Source organism: Candidatus Eisenbacteria bacterium, assembly GCA_016867715.1.
Lineage (GTDB): Bacteria > Orphanbacterota > Orphanbacteria > Orphanbacterales > Orphanbacteraceae > VGIW01.
Genome location: VGIW01000146.1, coordinates 1 through 4,271, shown reverse-complemented (window position 1 = coordinate 4,271; position 4,271 = coordinate 1). Strand labels below are relative to the sequence as shown.

The following is a 4,271-nucleotide window of genomic DNA, read 5'->3' as shown; positions in this document are numbered from 1 at the left end:
GGTTTTCGTCTCGCGAGGAACGTTCCATGACGCTTTGCGCTTTTACCATTTTACGATTTGCGGGGTTTTTTCCGAGGCCGAGGCCGGCGAGAAGGGCGAAGCCCGAGAGACGGCCGAGGCCCGCGGCGTTTTTGGGTGCGGAGGGGGGATCGTCCTTTCCTGAGGCCGGACATTCGAAACAAAAGCCAATGAAAAGCGCGGGATCGACGAACGTATGACCCTCCAATCCACCCTCATCACGGTCCTCGCGACGCTTCTCGTCGTCGGGGTCTTGCTTCTTCTCTTTCTCCTTCGCCGCGGCGCCGGGGCGACCGGCACGAGCCTCGGTCCCTACCGCGACCTCTCGCTCCTTTCGGATAAGGGGGGGATGGCGAAGGTCTATTTCGCGACGAACAGCGAGACCGGGAAGGCGTGCGTCCTCAAGGTTCTCCGGCAGGAGCTTCTCGGGGATGCGGACATCGTGCGGAAGTTCCGTCGCGAGGTGGACATCCTGAAGTCCCTCAAGTCCGCCGATCCGAAGCTTCCCGTCCCCGAGGTCTATCGTTCGGGAACGGTCTCGGCCGGAATCGTCGACATTCCCTTCATCGAGATGGAGTACATTCCGGGGAACACGCATCTCGGCGATCTTCTTCGGCAGAAGGGGCGCTTGACGGTCGAAGAGTCGGAGCTGGTGATCGCGCAGGTCTGCCGCGCGCTCATGGTCGCTCACCGCCTCGGGATCGTGCATCGCGACCTCAAGCCCGCCAACATCCTCCTCGCCGACGGGCGCCACGACTCGGTCGTGGTGATCGACTTCGGCGTGGCGAAGCTCCTCGGCGGCGGCAGCGTCACCGCGGGAGGGTACGGGACCGCCGCGTACATGGCGGTCGAGCAGTGCGGGGGTGTGTCGCAGGTGACCCCGGCGGCCGACGTCTACTCGCTCGGGGTCGTCTGGTACGAGATGCTCACGGGGCACAAGCTCTACGACCACGAGAACCCGATCGTCGTGATGCGGATGCACGAGGAGGAGAACGCGGCGGCGCACGTCCATCGGCACGCCCCGCGGGCCACTCGGGCGATCCTGACGCGCATGCTCGCGCGCGACCCCGCGCATCGCCCCAACGTCGCGGGCGTTCTTGCGGCGCTTTCCGCGGGGGCGAAGAAAGTGAAGGGGTACGAACCCTCGCGCGCCCCCTCCCGGAAACCGGCAGGGCCGCGGCTGGCTCTTCCGAGGCGATGGATCCTCGCGGGGGCAAGCGTCCTCGCGATTCTCGTCCCGCTGGTCGTCGTCATCGAGCGCGGCGCGACCGGCGGCGGAGGGAACTCGGGCGGCGGGAAGAAGCGCCCCGACCCACCCGGATCGCCCTTCCAGCTCCCGCCGGGAATCCTCTCCGGAACGCTCTCCCTTGTCACGACCCCTTCAGGGGCGCAGGTCTTCTACACGGGCGGGACTTTGAACGATCAAGCCGGTCGCGCGCTTCCCGAGACGACCCCCGTTTCGCGGATGCCTTTCCCGGTCGGGAGACAGAAGCTCTACATCCAGCTCGAGAACCACGAATCGGTTTCGCTCGACGTCCAGATCGAGCCGGAGCGGGACGCCGTTCACCGGCTCACCATGGTTCCCGGGAAGGGCTCGCTCACGATGGGCGCTCTTCCCGAGGGGGTGCAGGCGATTCTCGACGGGCAAATCCTTTCGGTTTCGAGGATCGAGCGCCTTCCCGTTCCGGTCGGAAGCCACGTGATCGCGTTCCGAAGCTCCCGCTACAAAGAGCAATCGGTTCGCTTCGATGTCGAGAGGATCGGCCAGGAAGTGAAGCTTCCGCTCCCCGTCTTTTCGGATCGGACCGGGTCGGTGCGGGTTCGGACGACCCCCGCCGGGGCGCGCCTCGCGTGGGACGGAACGGCGCGGGGGACAGTCCCAGCGGACGGGAAGACGCTGGACGATGTGGCGGTCGGCTCGCACAGCATCGAGCTTTCGGCGGACGGATACGAGACGTATCGCGGCACGGTCGAGGTCGTCGAGGGGACGACGAGGGAAGTGTCGATCGCTCTCGAGCTTCCGCCCGGCCGGCTTCGCGCGTCCGCCTCGCGCGCCGCGGAAGTGCGCGTCGCGAGCGAGAACGCGCCCGGTTCCTGGCGATCGGTCGGAAGGACCCCCGCGGTCGTCACGCTTCCGGCGGGGCGCTACCGCGTGCGGCTCGAAGTTCCGGGCTACGACTCGTGGGAGACGAGCGTGACGATCGAGAGCGGAAGGGACGCGTCGGTCTCTCACGCCTTCCCGGAGCCGGGGAGGCTTGTCGTCGGCGCGAAGGGGCCTTGGGGGAACGTCTTCGTGAACGGGGTCTCGAGGGGCTCGACCCCGCTCGAGATCGGGGACCTCAAGCCCGGAACCTATACGGTTGAAGTAAAAAGGGACGGGTACACGACGTACTCGACGAGCGTGACGATCCCTGCCGGCGGAACGGCGAGGGTGACGGCGGAGCTGCGATAGAAAGAGGAGGCGGAACGTGATTCGTGCGTGGGTGCTTGGTCTCGCGGTGGGGCTCGCGGCGGCGGGTCCGGTGTTCGCGGAGAGGTCGGCGCGGGAGACGCTGGGTGCGGCGATCGGGGCGTACGAGAGCGCGGACTTCGGCCGCGCGATCGATCTCTTCAAGGAGGCCGCGGCCGAAGGGAGCGATCTCGAACCGAGCGACCGAGCGCTTGCGTTCATGTACCTTGCGTCGATCTACAGCGCGCGGGGAATCACGCGGGAGGCGGGGTCCTACTTCGAGTCGTGCGTGGAGGCGGATCCGAACTTCGTCCCGGACGAGGAGATCTTCCGTCCGGACTGGATCCTGGCGTTCGAGGAGGCGCGCGATCGGAAGACCGGGATCCTCGATGTGACGACCGAACCTCCGGGCGCGGCGGTCGTCTTTCGGGGGAAGAAGATCGGTGTAACGCCGTTTCGGGCGAGAGCGCTCGAGGGGTCGGGGACTCTACGGCTCGAGCTCGCGGGGTATCGCGCCGCCGAGAAGTCGGTCACGGTGACCCGAGGGGAGACTCCCGCGCGGGTCGGGAGCATCCGTCTCGAGCGGGCGGAAGGGCTCCTGAACGTGAAGACGGTTCCGCCGGAGGCCTCCGTGCGGATCGGGACGGAGACCTTCTCCTCTCCGGTCTCGCGGACCGTCCCGGAGGGGAAGTACGTGGTGCGCGCTCTCCTCGACGGATATGAGGCGGACGCGGAGACCGTGTTCGTCGCCGACCGCGGCCGCGCGGATCTCACGATCGAGATGCGGGAGACGCCGGAGCACGCGGCGGCGCGCATCGAGCGGGAGCTTCGCGAGAGGGCCGAGTCGATCCGCTCGTCGAAGTCGAGAGGGAAGAAGGTCTGGACCACGCTCGGAGTTCTCGGCGCCGCGGGCGGGATCGCGGCCGGGGTTGTGATGCAGTCGCAGGCGGACGAGAGCTACGACGCGTACTTGAAGGCGGTGAGTCCGGACGACATCGACGCCGAGTACTCCGACTACGAGAGCAAGCAGAAGCTGAGCCAAGCGGGGTACGCCGCGGGGGGTGTCTTCGCCGCGTTCACACTCTACCAGATCCTTCGCGGGGTCCCGAGCGTGGACGAGATCCTGAGCGATCTCAAGAGGGAACAGGGGCTGAGCAGTGTGTTCGAGCGGGATGCGGACGGGACGCTCCGCGTGGGGATGCGGTTCCCGTTCGGAGGCGAGCGTCATGCGCGCGCGGAGTGAAGCCAAGAGAACCGCGGGGTTCGTTCGAAGGAGCGGGTTCTTCCTCGCCGCCGCGCTCCTCGCGGTCTTCGCGGTCGGCCTTCTCTCCTGCGAGAAGAAGGGAAGGGACAACCCGCTCGATCCGGAGGGTCCGGGGGGCGTGCACGATTTGGCCCTCACCGCCTCGGCCGGGGATTGCCGAATCACGCTCTCGTGGAACGGAGTCCCCGGCGGGCACGTCGCGGGATACCAGTTGTATCGCCGGGACACGACCGCCGGTGGGGCGTTCCGCCAGCTGGTCTCGCTCGGCGGAGGCACGACCTCCTTCGTCGATGTTCGTGTCAAACGCGGACATCAGTACGACTACCTCATCCGCGCGACCGACCGGGACGGCGAGGAGTCGGCGGCTTCTTCGGGCGCGTGGGCGACGATTTCCTCGTCGGGGGAACCGTGTCCCGGTTGGGTGCCCGAGGAATTCGTTCTCCTCAACGCATTTCCTCCTGCGACGTTCACAATGGGGAGTCCGTCTTCGGAGCCGGGCCGGGATTCGGACGAGACGCAGCATCAGGTGACGCTGACGCG

General features: G+C 67.2%; 3 protein-coding genes. All 3 read left to right on the top strand.

Features of this window, described 5'->3' with window-relative positions; all coding sequences use genetic code 11:
• Positions 1 to 214 precede the first annotated feature (214 nt).
• Positions 215 to 2,470 carry a serine/threonine protein kinase gene (locus FJY73_14035; GenBank protein MBM3321779.1) on the top strand — a complete coding sequence of 752 codons (2,256 nt, stop codon included), beginning with the start codon at positions 215 to 217 and terminating at the stop codon, positions 2,468 to 2,470.
• A 16-nt stretch (positions 2,471 to 2,486) separates the two neighbouring features.
• On the top strand, positions 2,487 to 3,710 hold the full coding sequence (locus tag FJY73_14030; GenBank protein MBM3321778.1) for a PEGA domain-containing protein: 1,224 nt from the start codon (positions 2,487 to 2,489) through the stop codon (positions 3,708 to 3,710).
• On the top strand, positions 3,694 to 4,271 hold a 578-nt coding region (locus tag FJY73_14025; GenBank protein MBM3321777.1), incomplete at its 3' end, for a fibronectin type III domain-containing protein. The genes FJY73_14030 and FJY73_14025, both read left to right, overlap by 17 nt.

Coding starts and splice junctions, on each gene's coding strand:
- FJY73_14035 (MBM3321779.1), top strand. CDS start 215: ATGACCCTCCAATCCACCCTCATCACGGTCCTCGCGACGCTTCTCGTC.